The organism is Bacteroides sp. RTP21281st1_H5_RTP21281_210402 (assembly GCF_040918965.1).
Classification (GTDB): Bacteria; Bacteroidota; Bacteroidia; order Bacteroidales; family Bacteroidaceae; genus Bacteroides; species Bacteroides congonensis.
The window spans coordinates 247,250-268,116 of the sequence record NZ_JBCOWR010000005.1; the positions used below are offsets into that span (position 1 = coordinate 247,250).

General features: G+C 42.3%; 15 protein-coding genes. 4 read left to right on the top strand and 11 right to left on the bottom strand.

All coding sequences use genetic code 11. From position 1 onward, the window contains the following. The first annotated feature begins 33 nt into the window (after positions 1-33). Together AB5443_RS09825 and AB5443_RS09830 are read left to right on the top strand one after the other, a co-directional pair. The gene (locus AB5443_RS09825) at positions 34-2,391 is read left to right on the top strand and encodes a PAS domain-containing protein (RefSeq protein WP_277133829.1); all 2,358 of its coding nucleotides are present in this window, start codon (positions 34-36) and stop codon (positions 2,389-2,391) included. A 7-nt stretch (positions 2,392-2,398) separates the two neighbouring features. After that, entirely contained in the window at positions 2,399-2,839 is a 441-nt protein-coding gene (locus tag AB5443_RS09830; protein ID WP_073343047.1) for a DUF3592 domain-containing protein, read from the top strand. 14 nt (positions 2,840-2,853) lie between these two features. On the opposite strand, the gene bioD is transcribed toward AB5443_RS09830, so the two are convergent. The 6 genes from bioD to AB5443_RS09860 form a co-directional block, all read right to left on the bottom strand. Next, the gene (gene bioD / locus AB5443_RS09835) at positions 2,854-3,501 is read right to left on the bottom strand and encodes a dethiobiotin synthase (RefSeq protein ID WP_022138911.1); all 648 of its coding nucleotides are present in this window, start codon (positions 3,499-3,501) and stop codon (positions 2,854-2,856) included. Then, positions 3,498-4,274 (bottom strand): malonyl-ACP O-methyltransferase BioC, encoded by a 777-nt coding sequence (gene bioC / locus AB5443_RS09840; RefSeq protein WP_044656100.1) that lies wholly within the window; start codon positions 4,272-4,274, stop codon positions 3,498-3,500. Before bioC ends, bioD begins: the two co-directional genes overlap by 4 nt. Before the next feature lie 10 nt (positions 4,275-4,284). Beyond that, on the bottom strand, positions 4,285-4,944 hold the full coding sequence (locus AB5443_RS09845; protein ID WP_277133636.1) for a DUF452 family protein: 660 nt from the start codon (positions 4,942-4,944) through the stop codon (positions 4,285-4,287). After that, on the bottom strand, positions 4,941-6,095 hold the full coding sequence (locus AB5443_RS09850; RefSeq protein ID WP_277133634.1) for an 8-amino-7-oxononanoate synthase: 1,155 nt from the start codon (positions 6,093-6,095) through the stop codon (positions 4,941-4,943). Before AB5443_RS09850 ends, AB5443_RS09845 begins: the two co-directional genes overlap by 4 nt. 206 nt (positions 6,096-6,301) lie before the next feature. Continuing rightward, positions 6,302-8,716: an adenosylmethionine--8-amino-7-oxononanoate transaminase gene (gene bioA / locus AB5443_RS09855; protein ID WP_277133632.1), complete on the bottom strand. Its 2,415-nt coding sequence runs from the start codon at positions 8,714-8,716 to the stop codon at positions 6,302-6,304. A gap of 86 nt (positions 8,717-8,802) precedes the next feature. Next, a complete protein-coding gene (locus AB5443_RS09860; RefSeq protein WP_044656096.1) occupies positions 8,803-9,918 on the bottom strand; it encodes a DUF4421 domain-containing protein in 1,116 nt (371 codons plus the stop codon). A 159-nt stretch (positions 9,919-10,077) separates the two neighbouring features. Between AB5443_RS09860 and AB5443_RS09865 the strand changes: the two genes are divergently transcribed. Beyond that, a complete protein-coding gene (locus AB5443_RS09865) occupies positions 10,078-13,206 on the top strand; it encodes a TonB-dependent receptor (RefSeq protein ID WP_277133630.1) in 3,129 nt (1,042 codons plus the stop codon). Positions 13,207-13,220: 14 nt separating this feature from the next. Beyond that, entirely contained in the window at positions 13,221-14,702 is a 1,482-nt protein-coding gene (locus AB5443_RS09870; protein ID WP_277133628.1) for a RagB/SusD family nutrient uptake outer membrane protein, read from the top strand. 215 nt (positions 14,703-14,917) lie between these two features. On the opposite strand, the gene AB5443_RS09875 is transcribed toward AB5443_RS09870, so the two are convergent. The 5 genes from AB5443_RS09875 to AB5443_RS09895 form a co-directional block, all read right to left on the bottom strand. Next, on the bottom strand, positions 14,918-15,664 hold the full coding sequence (locus tag AB5443_RS09875; RefSeq protein WP_277133626.1) for an SEL1-like repeat protein: 747 nt from the start codon (positions 15,662-15,664) through the stop codon (positions 14,918-14,920). A gap of 86 nt (positions 15,665-15,750) precedes the next feature. Beyond that, the gene (locus tag AB5443_RS09880; protein ID WP_277133624.1) at positions 15,751-16,155 is read right to left on the bottom strand and encodes a YkvA family protein; all 405 of its coding nucleotides are present in this window, start codon (positions 16,153-16,155) and stop codon (positions 15,751-15,753) included. A 237-nt stretch (positions 16,156-16,392) separates the two neighbouring features. Next, the gene (locus AB5443_RS09885) at positions 16,393-16,674 is read right to left on the bottom strand and encodes a hypothetical protein (protein ID WP_257419804.1); all 282 of its coding nucleotides are present in this window, start codon (positions 16,672-16,674) and stop codon (positions 16,393-16,395) included. Then, positions 16,671-18,128 carry an HNH endonuclease gene (locus tag AB5443_RS09890; protein WP_277133622.1) on the bottom strand — a complete coding sequence of 486 codons (1,458 nt, stop codon included), beginning with the start codon at positions 18,126-18,128 and terminating at the stop codon, positions 16,671-16,673. Before AB5443_RS09890 ends, AB5443_RS09885 begins: the two co-directional genes overlap by 4 nt. Before the next feature lie 3 nt (positions 18,129-18,131). After that, positions 18,132-20,867 (bottom strand): ATP-binding protein, encoded by a 2,736-nt coding sequence (locus AB5443_RS09895; RefSeq protein ID WP_277133620.1) that lies wholly within the window; start codon positions 20,865-20,867, stop codon positions 18,132-18,134.

Below are 20,867 nucleotides of genomic sequence, written 5' to 3' on the forward strand. Positions count from 1 at the left end.
TTGGCAGATAAGTACGTATTTATCCCTTATACCATGAGCAGTGAACAAACAAAAGAGGCATTAGTAGAGGAATTGGAGAGGCTTAAAAAAGAAAATGAGCAACTTCGGAAAGAACTTTTAACTCTGAAACAAAAGAAAGGGGAAGATAGCCCTGTTAGCTTTAAGGAAAAATATGCTGTAAAGATACTGGACTCTTTACCGGATATGTTGACAGTCTTTAATCACAAGGAAGTGGGGATTGAAGTTGTGTCCAACGAAGAAACCAATCACGTCGGAGTGACAAACAAGGATTTCGTGGGGATGCACATGTGTGATATGGTGCCCCCGGAAGCTTATCAGAACATACATTCCAATATGTGTCATGCGATTACTACAGGAAACGTTTCGGCTGCGCACCATGAATTGGATTTTAATGGCAAGCATCATTATTACGAAAACCGTATTTTCCCGTTGGATAAGGAATATGTGCTGATTATGTGCCGTGATATAACGGAAGGAGTGGCTACGCAAAGGCAACTGGAAGTATTCAAGAGTGTACTCGATAAAGTGAGTGACAGTATTCTTGCCGTGGCGGAAGACGGGACGCTGGTGTATGCCAACAAACAATTTATAGAAGAATACGGAGTTACCGGGGAGATTGGTACACAAAAGGTGTATGACCTGCCTGTCTCCATGAAAACGAAAGAGGCATGGGAAAAACGGCTTCAGGAAATACGTGATAATGAGGGTAGCTTTGCTTACCGTGCCGCGTATGTGCGTGTGGGTGACGACAAGAAAAGGATTCATCAGGTGTCTACTTTCCTGATTCGTGAGAATGACCAGGAGCTTATCTGGTTCTTTACCCAGGATATTACGGATGTGATAAGGAAACGGGACGAGCTTCGCGAACTGAACCTGTTATTGGATGGTATCTTGAATAATATCCCTGTTTACCTGTTTGTGAAAGATCCGGAAGATGATTTCAGATATTTATATTGGAACAAGGCTTTTGCCGACCATTCCGGCATCCCTGCTTCCAAAGCGATAGGGCATACGGACTTTGAGATATTCCCCTTGCATGAGGATGCGGAAAAGTTTCATAAGGATGATTTGGAATTGCTTCGCACTCATAAGCGTATTGATATGCAGGAAACTTATCTGACGGTTGCGGGAGAAGCACGTATCGTGCAGACGCTGAAAGCGCTTGTTCCGATGGAAGGGCGTGAACCGTTATTGATTGGTATCTCCTGGGATATCACCAACCTTCAGAATATTGAGCAGGAACTTATCAAGGCGCGGATTAAAGCTGAACAGTCTGACCGATTGAAAAGTGCTTTCCTGGCCAATATGAGCCATGAGATACGGACACCGCTCAATGCGATTGTCGGTTTCTCACAATTGCTGCCTGCTGCCGATACTGCCGAGGAAAAGAAGCTTTATTCGGATATTATCAATCAGAATTCGGACATTTTGTTGCAGCTTATTAATGATATATTGGATTTGTCGAAGATAGAAGCGGGTACATTGGAGTATGTGAAACGTCCGATGAATCTCGGTGAAGCGTGCCGGACGATTTATACGGTTCATAAGGAACGTGTGAAAGAAGGGGTGAATCTTATCTTTGATAATGGAGAAGAAGACCTGCTGATGGAAGGTGACCCGAACCGCATCATGCAGGTGATAACGAATTTTATCACCAACGCAAGTAAGTTCACCTATACGGGTGAGATTCGATTTGGCTTTGAGCGGATGGATAAGAAGATTCGCGTATATGTGAAGGATACGGGAATCGGGATAGAACCGGAAAAGGTAAACCATATCTTCGACCGTTTTGTCAAACTGAACAGTTTTGCGCAAGGCACTGGTTTGGGACTTTCCATCTGCCGGATGATTATTGAAAAGATTGGCGGAGAAATAGGGGTGAACTCCGAACTGGGTAAAGGCTCGACTTTCTATTTTACAATACCTTGTGAAGAAGTTGGAGAGCGGGAGCAACTTTTCAAAATTACCAAGACGGAAGCTGAAAATAATCCGGTAAATTCTTCGCGACAGGTAAAGAGGATTTTGGTTGCCGAAGATGTAGAAAGTAATTTCATCCTGCTAAAGAATTTAATAGGAAAAGAGTATACCTTACTTTGGGCAAAAGATGGATTTGAAGCCGTGGAAATGTATAAGCAGTATCATCCTGATTTAATCCTGATGGATATAAAAATGCCGCGCATGAATGGTTTGGAAGCTACTCATATCATCCGTACTTATTCTAAAGAGATTCCTATTATTGCGTTGACGGCTTATGCTTTTGAAACGGATAAGGAACTGGCTTTAGAAGCCGGCTGCAATGATTTTGTGACGAAACCGATTTCGGAAAAGGCATTACGAAGAGCGTTGGATAAACATTCGGTCACAGATTGATGGGTTTATGCGACAGAAGAGGAAGCGAAAGGTAATAAAAAAGCCCCCGAAGAAGAAATATATTCAGAAACCTGAACGTAAGGAGTCTTTTTGGTCTGGATATTCTATTGGTATAATTGTTTTCTCTGTTGTGTTGTTGATGTTTGTCTTGTTAAATAATTCTTCGTCTCCGCAAAACTATGATAAGGAGACTGTGGGAAATATCGTAAGCCATAAGTCTAAATATAATATGACACAAGGAAGAACAGGTGGTAGTGTTTCCTATTACCTTGTTATTCATTTTCAGTATATGGTTGGAGACAAACACTATTCTAATAAGGTTTCTTTAGGCTATACAAGAGAGAATATCCCTTTTATACAAAAGATAAAGGATTATGGCTCTATGTATCCCGTAAAGGTTACATATGACAGCCATAATCCGCAAATAAGTAGGATTGTTGTTGAGTGAAATAACTTATGCGGCTACTCTTTTATTTCCGGAATCAATATAAACTTCGTATCCGGGAAATGTTTTTTCAACCAGTTTTGAATAAAGTTCATCGTATCATTCTGAATCGTTTTATCCTTTACGGTAGGATACATATTATAAAGTACAGTATCCAGTACAATACCACGTTTTTGTATGGCTTCGAGACTAAGTAGGGTATGATTGATACTTCCCAATTTGCCGGAAGTAACAAAGATAAGCGGATAATTTTCTTGGGCAATGTAGTCTATTGTCAGAAGCTCTGTCGTTAATGGAACCATTAAACCGCCTGCGCCTTCGAGCAGGACATAATCATATCGTTCACTCAATTCTTCCGTAGCACGTTTGATTTTGCCGAAGTCAATGGGGCGGTTATCCAGTTGGGAAGCGAGATGCGGAGAGGCAGGATAAGAGAAAATTTCCGGCATAGTCAGTCCTTCCTTGTCTTCTTCTGTAAAAGGGATTCCCATAATACGACGATGCAGGTCTATATCTTCGGAATGACCGACATTTCCTGTTTGGATGAACTTTTGAGTAATGGTACGTTGTCCGTTCTTGTTCCATTCACGGGCTAAAAAACCGGTGGCATAGCTTTTTCCGGCATCAGTGTCGATACCACTTACGAAATATACATTCTGTTTCATACTTCTTTCTTTTTTGCGATGATATAAATAGGGTGATAGGTCAGGGACACAGAAGTGCCCTGTGTGAATTCTTGTGTATAACGTTCACTAAATAATTGCAAGTCACGACGTGTCCGCAGTTGTCCGGAAGATTGACCGGATATTCCGGTTACTCCTGTAACTCCTGTTTGCTTCAAATGATAAAGCACTTTTATAGGATTGTCAAACGAAAGAGGAATAAGCTCTTCTTCCGAATGAAGTATATCAAAGTGGGATGACAAGGCTGTTACAAGTTCTTCCCGTGAACGATAAGGAAGGCCGTTTCCTGTTAGCTCGCGTATCTCCTTCATATTCTCTTTCCCAAAAGTGCTGAAAGCGAAGTAACCTTGCTTATTGAGTAATGCATTACATCTCTTGAAAAAGTTTTCGGGAGATTCGAACCATTGCAGGGCGGAACAGGAAGTTATCAATGTACTTTCAGCAGGGAAGGGAGCTGTTTCCGCATCTCCCGGAAGAAAGGAAACCTGTTTCTTTTTTAATAAATCCTCGCAACAATATTTCATCTCCGGACAAAGGTCATTCAACAAGAGTTCTTCCGGGCGTAGAGCCTGAAGCAGCATACGGGAATAAATGCCCGTGCCGCAACCGAATTCAATTACTTTAGAACAGGGAAAGGATATGTGTTCTGTAAGCAGGCGAATCATTTTATCTGCAATCTGCCGCTGTACGTTTGCTTCCTGCGGATAGGTGGGAATGGCTTTAGAGAAACGTTCGGCAATTAGTTGTTTATCCATAAATCAATAATTAGTTGATTTGCATGATTACGTTATCAAAAAGTTCCATTTGATAGTGGGCGGCTTCTGCATATTCAAGGGAATCCACTTTATTTCTCCATGCCAGCCATTGGTTATCCGGCAGGAAAATACGGTCGTTCTTTCCTATGATGGCTTTTTGCCATGTAAAGTCCGAAGGTGGTAATGATAAGTATTGCTTTTGTATGGCGGCAAGTTCTTCTTTGAGTTCCTCAACGGGACGTTGGGGAGCTACTGTCTGAAAAGCTTTGTAATCGGCTATTGAACCACACATTCGTCTTTGAAACTTTTGCAGGGATTGGTCGTTCAATCCTTGCAGGGTTCCTTCAAAGATGGCAGGTGCAATCCCTTTCGTTTCGTGTATAGGATAAGGAGTGCCATTGATAGCGATACTTTGAGAGAGGGGCAGGGCAGGATATTGTTTCATTATCTGAGAAGCTGCCCATACTCCCATTGACCAGGCGATGAGACTGATTTCGGAATACTCTTGCAAGATACCGGCATCGAACTCTAATGAACGATAATCATAACAAATCATCCAATCCTTATCGGTCGGGTGAATTTGAAGGAATGGAGTTTCATCCATTCCCCAGCCTGCGAAGAAAAGCAATAGATGCTTTTGATTATTCTTTATGATAAAATGCTGTTTCATTCGTTTATCAGTTTTATGAGTTGGTCGATTTCATGTTCGGTGATGTCTGCTGTCAATGAGAAGCGGATGCGTGAAGTCCCTTCGGGAACCGTAGGCGGACGTACCGGCAATGCGTAGAATCCTTTGCGTTGAATTTCTTCTGCTTTGCATATGGCATCTTCACTTGCTCCTACAATCATAGGGACAATATGGCTTACCGAGGGGCAATTGTATCCTTTGTCGGCAAGCGCAGTCTTTAGTTTGTTACTGATTCGCAGTAAATGAGTTCTCTTCTGTTGGAGAGCGGGCAGATGTTTTAATATCCACGAAGTCCATTGAATATTTATGGGCGGAAGGGCTGTTGTGAATATAAATGTGCGCATCTTGTTGATTAGATATTCCTGGATAACTTGTCGGCAGACAATGTAGGCGCCTGTTGAGGCTATCGCTTTCCCGAATGTTCCTATCAGAAAGTCTATATCATTGATGCAGTCTTGTTCTTCAGCGCATCCTAATCCGTTCTCGCCCCGTACGCCGAAGGCATGGGCTTCGTCTACATAAAGAAGAACATTGGAATAATTCTTTTTCAATTGGACGAGAGCGCGAAGGTCGGCTTCATCTCCGTCCATGCTGAAGATGCTTTCGGTGACAATAATGATTTGCCCATACACGTTGTGATTCTCAGAAATCAATCGTTGTAACTGGGATAAATCATTGTGACGATACCGGATACATTTCGCGGATGACAATCTGATTCCGTCTATCAGACTGGCATGTACCAGTTTGTCCGCAAGAATCAATGTTTGCGCATTGCTGACGGCAGGAAGAATCCCTGTATTGGCATGATAACCACTATTAAAAATGAGTGCGCTTTCTACTCCGAACATAGCTGCCAGTTGTTGTTCCAACGCTTGATAATCGGAAAAATTACCTGTCAGCAATCGGGAAGAAGAGGAACTAGGCAGAAAGGTTTCGGGAGTAATTGTCTTTAAGAATTCCTCTCTTAATGATACATCATTAGCCAGTCCGAGATAATCGTTGGAAGACAGATTCAACATTCGTTTCCCGTTCAGAATAACATCCCGTCCATCGTGGACAAGTGGCGGGAGAGAACGATAGTTCTTCTTTTCTTTTAGAACAAGAAGTTCCTGGTTTATATTGTTTATAATCATATATTGTTCTTTTATAGCTAAAAGATAATTTATGAGTTCACCACAGAGGACACTGAGGACACAGAGGTTTACTATTTTTGAGTAACACAGAGTCTCACGTATTTATAACCGTATTTATCTCTCTGTTTTACTTGCGGAAAGAAAGAGAGAAGAACTCAGTGTCCTCCGTGTCCTCTGTGGTGAAATATAAATTCCCATTTATGAAACTATATTTTCTTTATTATTTTCAATAATCCGGAAGTCAATTTACTTAGTTGTTCGGAAGTAATAATGAAAGGCGGCATCAGATAAACCAACTTTCCGAATGGACGTACCCAAATACCTTCTTCGACAAAGCGTTGTTGCATAGTTGCCATATTCACCGGACGCTTCATTTCAATGACTCCGATTGCCCCTAGTATCCTTACATCAGCTACTTGTGGCAACTCCCGTGCAGGTGCCAATTCTTCTTTTAATTGAGTTTCGATTCGTTTCACATTCTCCTGCCAACCGGATTCAATCAGCAAGCGGACAGATGCGCAAGCCACCGCACAGGCGAGTGGATTTCCCATAAAGGTAGGCCCGTGCATAAATGCTCCCGGTGCATGGTTGGAGATGGTATCTGCCACCTGATTACTTGCCAAAACCGCAGAAAGCGTCATATATCCGCCGGTCAATGCCTTTCCGATACACATAATATCCGGTTCTACTCCGGCGTGTTCCCAGGCGAAAAGTTTGCCTGTCCGTCCGAATCCTGTTGCTATTTCATCGAAGATAAGAAGAAGTCCGTGTTCCCGGCAGAGCTTTTCCGCTTCACGCAGGTATTGCGGATGATAAAACCACATACCACCTGCTCCCTGCACAATCGGTTCAAGGATAAGTGCCGCTAATTCTTCCGAATGTTTTTCAATCGTCTCCCGCAAAGGGACAATGTCTTCAGGATTCCACTCCCCGTCAAACCGGGAAACCGGAGCCGGAACAAAATGGCGGACAGGAAGCGCTGGGCCGAAAAGACTGTGCATTCCCGTCACCGGGTCGCAGACGGACATGGCATTCCAGGTATCTCCGTGATAACCGGAACGGATGGTCACGAAATTATTCTTATCGGGTTTTCCTGCTGCGTACCAGTATTGTACAGCCATTTTCAAGGCAACTTCAACAGCTACCGAACCGGAGTCTGCATAGAATATCTTTTGCATGGACGGCGGAACTAACGGTAATAGCAATTTTCCCAATTCAATGGCGGGTTCATGTGTCAATCCACCGAACATCACGTGAGACATCTTGTCCAACTGCTCTTTGGCCGCCTGGTTCAATGCCGGATGATTGTATCCATGCACGGCACACCACCAGGATGACATTCCTTCAATAAGTGTCCGCCCGTCTTCAAGGGTAATGGTAGCGCCATCCGCCCGTTTTACTTTATAAACAGGAAGCGGGTCGGTAGTAGAAGTATAGGGATGCCATATATGTTCGCGGTCGAACTGTGAACTTGCAAAATGATAACCTTCTTCCTGAATCATCTTCTTGTCTTCCGAAACTTTAGAGCCGAGTGTCGTCAGCAAGTCACCTACAATAGCCGAATTAATTCCGATATACAATGCTTTGTGCATCGCTTCGGGCGAGAGTTGCGAACGTCCGCCGGCAAAACGTAGAAAAGCCGTCGGATTGATGAAACGGAACAAGGCAATTGTCCTGAGGATTTCTTCTTCACTTAGAGGCTTTTCGTTTTCCAATGGCGTTCCAGGTATCGGGCTTAATAGGTTGATAGGAATGGACTGGACGTTCAGTTCTTCCAAAGTGAAAGCGAATTCTATCCGTTGTTCCATTGTTTCTCCCATACCGATAATGCCACCGCAGCAAATGTCCATTCCTACACGGCGGGCAGCATCAAGAGTCGCAAGTTTCTGCTCCTGTGTGTGCGTGGAGCAGAGCGTTGAAAAGTAAGAAGGTGCAGTTTCCAGATTGCAGTGATAGCGGGTTACGCCAGCTTCATGCAGAGAACGCAGTTCTTCTTCGTTGAGTAAACCCAGCGAAGCGCAAAGTTGAATTGACGAATGTCGCCGCATATGGCGGACTGTATCACAAAGTTGGGTAATCTGTTTGGGAGAAGGTTTCCGGCCGCTGGTGACGAGGGAGAAACGGTTGACGTTCTGGGCTTCATTGTATTTTGCCTGTCGGAGACATTCTTCAGCGGGTAGGAGGTCGTAGACTTCGGCTTGCGTTTTGTAGTGAGAGGATTGTGCACACCATTTACAGTTCTCCGGGCATCTGCCGGACTTGGCGTTGATGATGGAACACATGTCGAATTCGTGCGAAGCACGTGCGACGGTAATCTCATGCGCGGCGGCATAAAGCGCCTCGCTGTCGGCCATGTTGGCGAGCCAAGCGGCCTGGTCGGGCGATATGTCTACGCCTGCCAACACTTGGTCTTTAATTTCTTGAAGTGTCATAAATGTATGATAAGGGATAGTTTGTGCAGCATTCTGCTTGCGAAGGGCAACGTCCACTACATTGATATGCAGATGACCGATTTGGAATTCACGTCCCATACTCGCAAAAGCGGCGTAATTCTTTCTGCCCCAGTAACGGAAGCGGGAAAGAAGGGTGCGTGTGGTCTGTATGTGGCGTTGTTGCTTCATTGATTTTTTACTTTTTGTTCCGTAGAACGCGGCAAATGTACAAAGATTCTTTGGATAAGCAAACTGTTTGGCGGTTTCTGATATTTCTACTTCGATTTCTTTTTCCTGTATTCCTTGCGCAGATTGAAGTTGAATCCGGCATATATCTGAAGAGTTCCGAAGCCATTGTCCAAAGAGAAATTATTGCGATGGTAATTGTAGTTTTTCCCGACGAAAGAGGAACCTACGAAATACTTTCCGTTATTATAGACCACGCCTGCACGGAGCAGGAAATCGAGATTAAACTTACTGTACCATTGTTTTCCTTCGTGGGTTTCCGCGTCTACGTCAGAGGCTTTGTAGGCAATGGCGGGAGTGAGAGAAATACAAGCCAGGCAGTTGCGTGCGAATACCCAGTTGTAGGCATAGCCGAAACTGATATTGGCATTGGTATATTTTATCTTATTGACTTTCATGCCGGGATTCATCCTTTCCTGTATATATTCCGGCAATTGCAGATAATCAAAGTCGAGATTGTGTTTGGAGATAGAGAAACCTGCGATGAATGTTCCTGCATTGCGCCGTTGATTGGTCGACTGGCTGAAAGCGGCAGGATAAGAGAACTTCCGGTTGTTGAATATATAATATAGATTCAGCCCTTTGATATCTACTTTCAGTCCGTTGAAGTTTTCGGAATAATTGGAAGGAATCTCGTCATAGAATCCTCTGATTTTATGAATCTTATAATTATTGCCCGTACGGCGGTAGAAGATATCCACCCCTAGCTTGGAGCTATAAAGACTTAAATCAAACTCTGTCCCTCTGTTCTTCCGGTTTGTCTTCCGATAAATATCATCGACATCGACAGACCATCCCAGGAAAATCCATCTCCAACCGAAGTACAATCCAATCTTGTTGTGCGGATTAGGAGAGAAGCTAAGTTTCTGAGGTTGGGGAAGTTCACTGGTGACCGAGTAATATTCAAAGTTGCTGAAATGGGTAACCATCAGCGCATAATTATATCGGTTGGGACTGATGTAGAGCGTATCGAAATCACTGAAATTCATGAATTTCTTGATAGCTCTCTTGAAAGCACCAGGTTTGGCGATGTTTGACGAATCTCCCTGCACACTGTCGGCTACGGAAATATTCTCCTTTCCAGGCTGTGCCTGTAAGGAGAGTGACAATAACAGGGAAATATATAAAACAATCTGTCTTACCATGCGATTCTTCGTAGCTGTTATGAATGTCTTTGGTTTCACGAATGTACTACCTTTCGTTGATTTATACTAGCAATCTTCTAAAAAATGTTTCGTTTCCTAAACAAAAAACTTCTATATACTGTTAGTACAGCTAGCAAATAAATATTAAGCCACAAAATTATGAGAATCTATTTACGTTTATTAGCAGCGTCTTTTCTGCTTCTTGCAGGAAATATATTGTATGCGGAAGCACAGCAGGAGAAGTGCGTGACAGGTACGGTGACCTCTGAAGGAGAGCCCTTGCCTGGGGTATCTGTACAATTGAAAGGAGCATCTTCAGGCACAATCACCGATATGGATGGAAATTACTCTGTCGAAGCTCCGGCTACCGGCACTTTGGTATTCCGCTTTGTAGGGATGCGCACAGTAGAACAACCGATAAACAACCGGAATGTGATAAATGTTGCCCTGGAATCAGAAAGTAAAGAACTGGACGAAGTGATGGTAGTAGCGTATGCCACCGCCAAGAAATATAGTTTTACCGGAGCTGCTTCGACCATGAAGGCGGGGGAAATTGAAAAGTTACAGACTTCCAGTGTATCGCGTGTACTGGAAGGTACGGTGTCCGGCGTGCAGGCAAGTGCGGCAAGCGGTCAGCCGGGTACGGATGCTGAAATCCGTATTCGTGGTATCGGTTCTATCAATGCATCCAGTGCTCCGCTTTATGTAGTGGACGGTGTTCCGTTCGATGGAAGTGTGAACTCCATCAATCCCGATGACATATCTTCGATGACTGTCCTGAAAGATGCCGCATCTGCCGCTTTGTACGGTTCACGTGGCGCGAATGGGGTGATTATTATCACCACCAAGCAAGGTGAACAGAACTCGAAAGCAACGGTAAAAGTGAAAGCATCTTTAGGAGGTTCCAACCGCGCAGTCCGCGACTACGACCGTGTCAGCACCAACCAATATTTTGAATTATATTGGGAAGCACTTCGTAATCAGTATGCCAAAAGCTCTGACTACACATCGGCAACTGCCGCAGCACAGGCTTCCAAAGATTTGGTTACGAAATTAATGGGTGGAGGGCCTAACCCTTACGGCCCGCAATATGCACAACCGGTCGGTACGGACGGTAAACTGATAGAAGGTGCACGCCCGTTATGGGATTCTGATTGGAGTGACGCTATGGAGCAACAGGCACTTCGCACAGAACTGAACCTGAGTGTTTCCGGTGGTGGAAAAGCCAATCAATATTTCTTCTCCGCCGGATATCTGAATGACAAAGGTATCGCCCTCGAATCCGGTTATCAACGTTTCAACTTGCGTTCCAACATAACCAGTGAAATAACTTCCTGGCTGAAAGGCGGCGTCAACTTGAGTTTTGCCCATTCCATGCAGAACTATCCGGTTTCTTCCGACTCCAAAACGAGTAACGTGATTACAGCCGGACGTACCATGCCGGGTTTTTATCCGATTTATGAGATGAATACCGACGGCAGTTACAAACTGGATGAAAGCGGAGACCGTATTTTCGATTTCGGTTCGTATCGCCCTTCCGGTTCTATGGCTAACTGGAACTTGCCCGCTACTTTGCCCCTGGATAAGTCGGAACGTATGAAAGATGAAGTTTCCGGCCGTACTTTTCTGGAAGCTACGATTATCGAAGGATTGAAATTCAAGACAAGTTTCAACTTCGATTTGATTAACTATAATACATTGGACTATACGAACCCCAAACTAGGGCCGGCTAAAGAAAACGGCGGCGGTGTCAGCCGGATGAATACCCGTACTTTCTCCTGGACATGGAATAATATTGCCACTTATGACAAGACGATTGGCGAACATCATTTCAATGTCCTTGCAGGTATGGAAGCGTATTCTTATCGTTACGATGAACTGACCGCGTCACGTTCTAAAATGGCGCAGCCCGATATGCCGGAACTGGTAGTCGGCTCGCAGTTGACCGGTGGTTCGGGATATCGCATCGACTATGCACTGGTCGGTTATCTTACCCAACTGCTCTACGACTATCAGAATAAATATTTCTTCTCGGCATCTTACCGTCGCGACGGTTCTTCACGTTTTGCGCCGGAGACGCGTTGGGGAAACTTCTGGTCATTGGGTACTTCCTGGCGTATCGACCGTGAAGAGTTTATGGCAAGCACTTCCGACTGGCTGTCTGCCTTGACTCTAAAAATGAGCTACGGCGCACAGGGAAATGATAACCTCGGCACTTACTACGCAAGCAAGGGACTTTATAGTATCGTCTCCAATTTGGGCGAGAACGCATTAGTCTCCGACCGTATGGCAACTCCGAACCTGAAATGGGAAACGAACCTGAACTTTAACGTCGGTATTGACTTCTCTCTGTTTAACAACCGCTTTTCCGGTTCGTTCGACTTCTTTACGCGCCGCTCGAAAGACTTGCTTTATTCCCGTCCGATAGCTCCCTCTTTGGGATATGGTTCTATTGACGAGAATGTAGGAGCTTTGAAAAATACGGGTATAGAACTGGTACTTAACGGAACGATTATCAACCAGAATGGTTGGGTATGGAAACTGGGTATGAACCTCACTCACTATAAGAATAAGGTGACAGACCTTCCATTGAAAGATATGCCGCAAAGTGGTGTGAACAAGCTCCAGGTAGGTCGCTCTGTTTATGATTTCTATATGAAAGAATGGGCAGGCGTAGACCCAGAGAATGGTGATCCATTGTGGTATATGGACGAGGAAGACGCCAACCACAACCCGACAGGAAAACGTATCACCACCAATGATTATGCTTCGGCAGATTATTATTACGTCAACAAATCATCTCTTCCGAAAGTATATGGCGGATTCAATACATCACTTTCCTGGAAAGGATTCGACCTCTCTGCTATCTTTGCTTACAGCATCGGCGGATATATCTACAACCGTGATATTACAATGATTCTGCATAACGGTAGTTTGGAAGGACGTGATTGGTCGACAGAAATTCTGCGACGTTGGACACCGGAAAACCGGGATACCGATGTTCCTGCCTTGAGTACAACTTCTAATAACTGGAACTCGGCATCCACCCGTTTCTTACAAAACAACTCCTATATGCGATTGAAGAACCTGACGCTCTCTTACAACTTACCCAAGCAATGGATTAGTAAATTGTCATTGAGCAGTGTGCAAGTATATGTGCAGGGAGATAACTTATTTACTATCCACCGGAATCAGGGATTAGATCCTGAGCAGGGAATTACAGGTATTACTTATTACCGCTATCCGGCTATGAGAACCATCTCCGGAGGTATTAACGTTGCTTTCTAAATTCAGACTAAATTATGAGAAAAATAAAAATACAATCTATTCTAGCAGCCGTTGCCACTCTCTTTTTGGCAGCGGGTTGTAGCAGCAGCTTTTTGGATACAGACCCGACAGATGCAGTAAGTTCCGAAAAAGTGCCTGTGCCCGAAAATGCGGAAGCGCTTGTGAACGGTGCCTGGTATAATCTGTTCGATTATTCAAGTACTTATGCCAATATCGGTTATCGTGCACTTCAGTGCCAGGATGATATGATGGCAAGTGATGTTGTTTCCCGTCCGAAATATGGGTTCAACTCTTCCTATCAGTTCAACGATGTGGCTATTTCTTCAAACAATAGAACGGAGTTTGCCTGGTATCTGATGTATAAAACGATAGATAACTGTAATACTGCTATTTCCATCAAGGGGGATTCGGAAGAACTCCGTCGGGCGCAGGGACAAGCATTAGCTTTACGTGCTTTCTGCTACCTGCATCTGGTACAACATTACCAGTTTACTTATTTGAAGGATAAAGATGCGCCTTGTGTTCCTGTTTATACAGAACCGAGTAATAGTTCAACAGTACCGAAAGGAAAATCGACAGTAGCGCAGGTTTACCAACTTATTTTCGATGACTTGACTTTGGCGAAGGACTATTTGAAAAACTATGTCCGCAGCGGTGATAATCAGAAGTTCAAACCGAATGTAGCAGTAGTCAACGGACTTTTGGCTCGCGCTTACTTGCTGACCGGACAATGGGAAGAAGCGGCAAAAGCTGCCGAAGCCGCCCGTAAAGGATATTCGCTGATGACAACCACTGCCGAATACGAAGGATTCAACAATATCTCCAATAAGGAATGGATATGGGGATTCCCTCAAATACCTTCCCAATCGGATGCAAGTTATAATTTTTACTATTTGGATGCTACATACGTTGGAGCTTACAGTAGTTTCATGGCAGATCCTCATTTGAAAGATACCTTTACTGAAGGTGATATCCGTATTCCTCTGTTTCAGTGGATGCGCGAAGGATATTTGGGATATAAGAAGTTTCATATGCGTGCAGATGATACGGCTGATTTGGTCTTGATGCGTTCTGCTGAAATGTATCTGATTGAGGCTGAAGCGAAAGTTCGTGATGGCGTAGCATTGAATCAGGCTGTAGCGCCTTTGAATACATTGCGCAATGCCCGTGGAGTAGGGGATTACGATGTGACGGGAAAATCACAGGATGATGTAGTCAACGAAATTCTGATGGAACGCCGCCGTGAACTTTGGGGAGAAGGCTTCGGTATTACTGATGTACTCCGTACCCAAAGAGCCGTAGAACGTACCGCTTTGTCGGATGAAATACAGAAAACAGAAGTGGACTGTTGGCAAGAAGGCGGTAGCTTTGCCAAACGGAATCCATTAGGACATTGGTTCCTTCGTTTCCCGGACGGCAAACCGTTTACAGTGAACAGCACTTATTATCTATATGCTATCCCGCAAAAAGAAATAAACGCTAACCCTAACCTATAAATATAAATAGATAACTCTCTTAATTTTTTTGACTTTGACTTTAACTTGTAGACCGGTATACGTCGTGACGACGCATACCGGTCGTTTCTTTTATCTTCAATTAAATATGTTAATATAATGCGCTTTGTAGGTTATCTTACTGTTTTATTGTAACTTTGTATCGAATGGTTAGTTTATCTATTTATATAAATAAACTAACCACATGCGAAGATTTGTCATTTCTTTTTATAAGTATTCAGTAGATCATCGCATTTATTGATCAATGCCTGAAAAAGAGAAGCCTTCTCATAATCTTGCGTATCCGCAGCCTCTTTTACCTTTTGCGCCAAGTCTTCTATACAATCTTGCAACGTAACTGTTGTTGCTTCACGTCCGTTGTCAACAGAAGATCCCCAAAGGCAGATCGCCCTTTCCATGTCTTGCGCCACATCTTCCCCCTTGTAATACTTGATACCCAACAAATATTGCGCTTCCGGATCATTTTGTTCCGATAATGAAATGAGATCCGAGATTTCATCCGGTTTATTTTGATTTTCGTCTTCGCAAGATAGAATTCTGAGTAATTCCACAAAATGGTCGTCCAATATATTCAGTAAAGGGCAAAATGCAAACCGGAACACTTCCTTATCTATACGAAAATCACTTCCAACATTCAATGCAGATTGAGACATTAGCTTGTTGCATTCCTCATTAATAAACAGACTGACCGAATCAAAATTATTCATCTGTATCTTATTGATAAAACGAAACACAGATGTATATTGGCTTTCTTGTATTTTTATGGGTGCATACGCCAATAAAAGTACCTGTTTATCCTCTTCCCTACAAATAATCCTCACATCCAAACAAACATAATTCATGTCGATTGAAAAGTGAAACTCTCCTTTCTCCTCATCATACTGAAAGTTCAACTTATACTCGTTCTTCAAGTAGTCATTTACTTGTCTTGCTAAAATATCCATAATTCAAACGTTTTAATCCATTGACGATACACTTTGTCACTATACCTACATCAAATAGACGCAACAAATATAAATCAGATAATCTGTCATATCTTGTCTGAGTCCGAGAGATTTTTATCTGTCTTATTGGCTAACCTATACCGTTCCAACTCATCCGATGTCACATTCAAGATCCAAGAAATAATCATCAAATCATCCATCAATCCCAAAGGGAACATATCCGGAACAAAGTCAACCGGAGTAATCAAATAAATCGCAGCCGCAATGATAAAGATCAGGCTGTTCGTATGATAATCCTTATACTTCCCAGTTGACACATCTTTCAGGTAGCTATATAACAACTTTGTCTGCTCTTTCAATCGAGTAGGTCCCTTCTTCGACAAATAAATCCCAAGCCGAAGGACCAAAGCCTTCAGCCGCTTGGGATTATAAGCATAATGTGCAGCTTTTTTAATCCAATCGGATCGCAGAAAGCGAACAATTAAATCCATCCTTACATCTTCTTAAAATCAAAAAAGACACCACTCAATATACTCTCATGACCAGATATGTCAATGCCTCTAGCCAATAGACAGTTTTTTACCATATTCTTTGACGCTATGGAATCAAAGGGCAAATGTCCGAACGGAATTTCCACTATAAAAGGAACTGTTCCTTTCTCTATCTTCATCCCGTGACTAAGCGGGATGTTACATTTTGGGGTTAATACAAATGTTGACATAATTCTATTATCTTATTCCTCTGTTTATACACTCTTTCGCCAACTCCGGCTCTTTAATCAACCAATCCATTGTCAATAAAGCGGCAGGATAAGTCATACTAAATTTTTGTTTTAGCTCGGACAATTTAAAACCTTCTATCTGAAAGTCTTGTTCTTCTTCCGTATTCAACCAACATTGAAAAGCTGTTTGAAACAGATTATCCATTTCCTGCAAATCACAGGCAACCGATAACGCCTGTTTTTTAGGATAACCACGTTCTATTAGAATTTTTGTTATTTCTTCTTTCATGTTAATTTATCTTGATATGATTTTACAACATCTTCCGCAAAAGCCCGTGCATCTGACTCCAAAGGTTGCAATTGATATGCTTTGAAGCCACAATGTTCCACATCTTGATAACCGTGAAGTTCGTTCAAGTTCCAATTGGAGACCTCTCCATGACGAGGATGCGTCTCACGTATATTCAAGTTATAATCTTGGTAAGCATGACGCCCCTCATGAATCAATGTGTCCAAGACCGCCTCATAGCACTCTGTTGATTCTACATAATCTTTATTAATTGTAATACAATTGCTTCCTTGCTCATAATACCCCAAATGCCCCTCTCCCAAACTTTGAGATACAACATCACATGATGGTCGATGAGCGATTTTGGCAACTTCATTTTCTAATTGCTGTAATACTCCCATCCGTTTATCAAAAGAAAGCTCCTTCCATTTATCATATTCCAATCCCACCACTCGGAGCATTACATCGGAAATCGCCTCTACTTGAGCATTGTCTGATGGAGCTTCCAAATAAAGTAGATCTATTTTATCTTTTATAGGTTCAAGCAACTCCGCTACAGTCCGATTCGAATCAATGGCCTTAGGAGGTTTTCTACCATTCAATTCATCAATTCGGGCTATTAGCAAATCCGTATTTCCTAATGGAAGAATCTCTCCAACATATTCAAGTTCAGGCATTGCAAATTTTCCACAAACATACCTGTCTGTTTCCATATAGTCTTTGACATTCTCCAACTTAGAGATGTCAATCAGATGGCTTTGAATCCAACGGTCATTCCAAGTAGCCATTCCTCCAGAATGTTGATGTTCTTTAAAAGAATGAACTTTTTCATCAATCAATTTCATCCTTCCAAAATTAATATCATGATGCCACGTCAAACCTTCTATTTTATCTTTCTCAGCCATGATATCCGCAAATTGCCGATCACTCAAGTTTAAGGTATCCTTTAATGGAGGATCTTTCGTCAATTCTTCTTTTAATCCGACAGTTGCATATTTCATTTGCATTCGGTCAGATCTGTTGCCATATTCACTCCAAAACTCATCAGACATACAGTAATCTGGAAGAATGATCTCACATTTCGCAGGAAACTCTGGGAATACTCCCCTCAACATCTCACCTGTAGAAGAGACAAACGTCTGCATCGAATATGTTACATCATTAACGCTCTTCCCATCCCATGAATGTTGTTGTGTTCTTATTGTACGTATATCAGGGAAATACTCCTGATACAGCAAAATTTTAGCAATTCCAGTCGATTCAGATATTTCTCCAACCCTATTATCTATATCCTTTGATATAGCGATCTTATTCTCCAAACTCAATCGCTCCCATTCCAATGATTTCGTATCTAATTCTTTCAGATAAGAAATCTCTGACTGCGTTAAAGAAGAACGCCCTAATCCTTCATTAGAGGCGTTCCCCTCTTCTATATTACAATTTGAGCTTTTCATATATCACTTCATCTTATGGATCTTCACCCAATACGTATCTGTCGCCAAAGAACTTGATACAATACACTGTCCGGTCATCAACTTAGCAATGACCTTCCGTTGTTCTTCATTCAAGCCCATAGACTCAGATATTGCTTTACAATCATCTTCCGCTACCAATCGATGTGTAATCTTTAGATTCGTATTTTTGATCGCATCTGGAATAAGCCTTGTAGGCACTTGATCTACCAAGAACATACCCTCACCGTATGCACGAATCTCTGACAGCATATTGCTAAACATTATAGCCGATTTATATTGAGGCAATTCTTGATTGTCACATCTGGCCATAACCCGATGAGCTTCTTCTATAACAGTAAGATGCCTGCAACTATTATCATTGAAATCAACCTGTCCGGTTTCGGCTAAAGCTGCACGATATTCATATAAGAACTGAAGGATCAATGCCATAAAGAATGATTTATCCACATCATCGCCCACGTATGATAAATTGATGATACATGGTTTCTCAAACAACTCAACCCACGGTGTAGAATGCACCGTGTTTAGCATCTCTCCTTTCCATCCTCGTTTCAAGCTATCTATGCGTGTATTGAGGCACGCTTTCATATTCCGTTCAATCCGCTCTTCATATTGTCGGTTGGAAATCACTTTGTCCACACTTATACTCATACTATTTAATGTAGGAGGTAAAGTTTTTCCGAATTTAGGTTCTTCACCTAACCAGTCTGTCGATTTATTCTGATATACAGTATAGATCAAATCCTCCATCAAAACCGGAAGAATATCATACATAGGAAACGCTGCCGCAAAAGTAGATTTCAAACGATCAATATGTGTCAATACATTCGGTTCTTGTTTCTCATTCAACCAAATTAACTCAAATGGATTTAATTTCAATTTTTCAGGTACAACCCCCGTTTTGTACCTCTTACAACCGGGAATGTAAACATCAATCGGATTTTCCGGATGCTCCTCATTGTATTTTAATGCCCAATCTACATATTCCGTCTTTGCCGGTTCAATCACCAGAAAAGGAATTTCACCCTTTATGCCATTCAGAATCGCTTGTACCGTATTCGTCTTACCACTTCCATTAATACCGGACAATAAAGTGTGACGGGAAAGAGAACTTACCGGAATATGGTAATCCATATTCGTAGGGGAACCTCCATAAAGCAACTTTCCAATTTCAACAGTTTTATCCTCTTTCTTTTCCTGCAAATTCAAACTAAACTCCGGAGAACTGTCGATTACACTGATTCCTGGGACGGAACGCAATGGGAAATTAATTAAGTAAGAGAGTTCCTTGGTGGTTAGAACGGTTTTAAGTTCTTTATAATGATCTCCTAAAGGATGATTAAATGGCTTACTATTTGAAGAACTGTCTATACGAATAATCGGAGACTGAAAACGACCTATTGATTGCTCTGCTTCAATCACATTACTGATATCCGTTATGCGAATTGGCTCAAAGATAGATTCTTGTCCACTAAGAATAGAACGCAATTGCATAGCACCACCTTTTATATCCGATTCTTTACTCGCCAACAAATAAGTACCAACTTTCCACATTCCTGTAGCCTTGCCTGTTTCTAACCGTTTGCTATGATAAAAAAGATGTTCTGCTACAGATTCTATGTGCTTATTCACAATATTCCGACTTAAACTCTGGGATTGACCTTCATTTGTAGATGTAGAATCTGATTCGGAGTGATTGGTACCTGTAGTAGTAGATACTGATTTGCTTGGTGTTAATGAACTTACAAGTGAATTAGCAACTCCTATTCCCAACATAGAAATTGCTCCTGCCACCAATTGCCCCCCTACTTTTGTAGCACCCTCCAAAACAGACTGGGCAGCCGGAAAAAAAGAAGCAGCCAAAGCCAATCCTGTTCCCTGCATAGCCAATTTTCCTAATTTGGAATAATCTCTTTTTGTAGTCGATACACCTTCTGATGTAGATGTTCCATCCGTTGTAGTATGAGAACGTGAACTTCCTTGCGAACGTCCCTCTGTTACATTGAATGATTTCATAGACTCCGCTTGTCCATTCATTTCCCTACATTGAAAAAGCATGGCATCTACCTCATTGGTCTCAATCGGATCTGCGACAACCAAATAGGCATAATTCTTACTTTGACTCATCCCTGCCATCAATTTATCTATGGTTGCCGGATAAATTGATTTATATTGGCTTTCCATAGAAGGAATTCCGGTCAAAGCATATACATACTCCAAGTTGTCATCTCTCAGCTGTGATGAAAAAGCTTGAAGCCCTTCATCTTCTGATTCATTTTTTACGATATGACATTGTAGCCCCGGCCAAGTACCTTTCATGAATTCGGTCAAATATCTGGTTATATTCTTTTTGATACTTGTCCCCATTGGGCGTACTCCCAAATACAACCGATTCCGTTTGCCATTTCCCGTAATCAAAAAAAGTAATTGAGTTTCTTGAGGCATGAAACAAGAATAGAGAATTTTTTGCATAGCTGTAAAACAATCCTCCGAAGTTTGATCCAATGGTTTACCGACTTGTGTTATCTCAGTCCAAGATACATCATTCTTACTAGTCAATCCAACCTCTTTCAATTCAAAATAAGGATTGAGATTCGTATCTACAATCTTTTCCAAGTACTTACGTTCCATACAGAATGATAAAGACTGGGAAATAGAAGTGGCGGCTAAAACCTTAGCCGCACTTTCTGAAACTACCGGAATATGTATATTTTCCAT